The sequence below is a fragment of the Methylosinus sp. genome (assembly GCF_036560965.1).
GTDB lineage: Bacteria > Pseudomonadota > Alphaproteobacteria > Rhizobiales > Beijerinckiaceae > Methylosinus.
Genome location: NZ_DATBQF010000013.1, coordinates 1 through 1,736 on the forward strand (window position 1 = coordinate 1; position 1,736 = coordinate 1,736).

A 1,736-nucleotide genomic window follows, 5' to 3' on the forward strand; every position below is an offset into this window, starting at 1 on the left:
GAGCGCGCGCCAGGTGCCGCCGACGGCGTAGAAGGCGCGCCCGCGCAATTCGGCGAGCGGCCTCGTATCGGCGAGCGCCTTGCGCGCGATGCGGCTGGCGTCTCGCGTCGAACGTTTCGAGGCGTCCATCAGGGCGAGGCCGCCGAGCGGCAGGGTCACGCCATCGCCGCAAACGCCGCCGACGACGTCAATGAGTTCGAGCGAGCCGCCGCCGAGATCGCCGACCACGCCATCGGGCGCGTGAATGGCCGAAATGACTCCGAGCGCGGACAACTCCGCCTCGCGCCGGCCGGAGAGCAAGACGATTTCGCGGCCGATCGCCGCGCGCGCCGCGTCCAGAAATGCCGGGCCGTTCGCCGCGTCGCGCGCGGCGGCCGTGGCGATCACGGTTATGTCGTCGATCTCCATCGTCTCGCACAGCGCGCGAAAGCGGCGCAGCGCCCTCAACGCCTTGTCGACGCCATCCTCGGCGAGTCGGCCGCTGGTGACGACGCCCTTGCCGAGCGCGCACATCGCCTTTTCGTTGAAGATCGGCGTCAGCGCGCGCGACAACCCTTGATAGGCGACGAGGCGCACTGAATTGGAGCCGATGTCGACAATGGCGACGGGCTTGCCGTGGTCGCCGAATGCTACGCGGGACAGATCGCTAATGGTCGTGGCCTCAGTCATTTTCCCGGCGCTTGAGCAGGGAGCGCGGGCGCCACTCCTTGAGAGACTTGCCGCGCCCGGAAAGGCTCGGGTTCGTCATGAAGTATTTGTGGGCGTTGAATCGCTCCTCGCCTGGCGGTGGCGTTATGCGCGAGGACGAGCCGTCCGGCAAGACCCGATAGCTCTGCTCGTTGTCGATGAGATTGGCCATCATGATCTGATCGAGCACCTGCTGATGCACGGTCTGATTGGTGATCGGCATCAATGTCTCGACGCGCCGATCGAGATTGCGCGGCATCAGATCGGCCGAGGAAATATACAAGGACGCGCGCGGATGCGGCAGCGCGTAGCCGCCGCCAAACGCATAAACGCGCGCATGTTCGAGAAAACGCCCGACGATGGATTTCACGCGGATGTTTTCGGAAAGGCCGGGAACGCCGGGCCGCAGGCAGCATATGCCGCGAACGACGAGTTCGATCGAAACGCCGGCCTGCGACGCCAGATAGAACGCGTCGATGATTTCGGGATCGACCAGCGCGTTGCATTTGCCCCAGATCGTCGCCGGCTTGCCGGTCTTGGCGAAGGCGATCTCCTGGTCGATGTGTTCGAGCAACTTCTTCTTGAGCGAGATCGGCGACACCGACATGCGCTCGAGCCCCGCCGGCTCGGCGTAGCCGGTGATGTAGTTGAAGATGCGCGACACGTCGCGGCCGATCGCCGCATCCGCCGTGAACAGCGAAATATCGGTGTAAATGCGGGCCGTGACCGGATGATAATTGCCGGTGCCGATATGGCAGTAGGTGGCGAGTCCGGCCCCCTCGCGCCGCACCACCATCGATAATTTGCCGTGCGTCTTGAGTTCGAGGAAGCCGAACACCACCTGCGCGCCGGCGCGTTCGAGATCGCGCGCCCAGCGAATATTGGCTTCCTCGTCGAAGCGGGCCTTAAGCTCGACGAGCGCCGTCACCGACTTGCCCGCCTCGGCCGCCTCGACCAGCGCGCGCACGATGGGGCTGTTGGCCGAGGTGCGATAGAGCGTCTGCTTGATCGCCACGACATTGGGGTCGCGCGCCGCCTGCTGCAAATAC

At 65.3% G+C, this 1,736-nt stretch carries 1 protein-coding gene and 1 pseudogene; both read right to left on the reverse strand.

Annotated features, from left to right (window positions below):
• Positions 1 to 669: pseudogene (locus VIF40_RS03470) on the reverse strand (exopolyphosphatase); the annotation flags it as partial.
• Positions 662 to 1,736, reverse strand: a 1,075-nt coding sequence (gene ppk1 / locus VIF40_RS03475; RefSeq protein ID WP_331936130.1) for a polyphosphate kinase 1, incomplete at its 5' end; no start/stop codon positions are given. The pseudogene VIF40_RS03470 and the gene ppk1, both read right to left, overlap by 8 nt.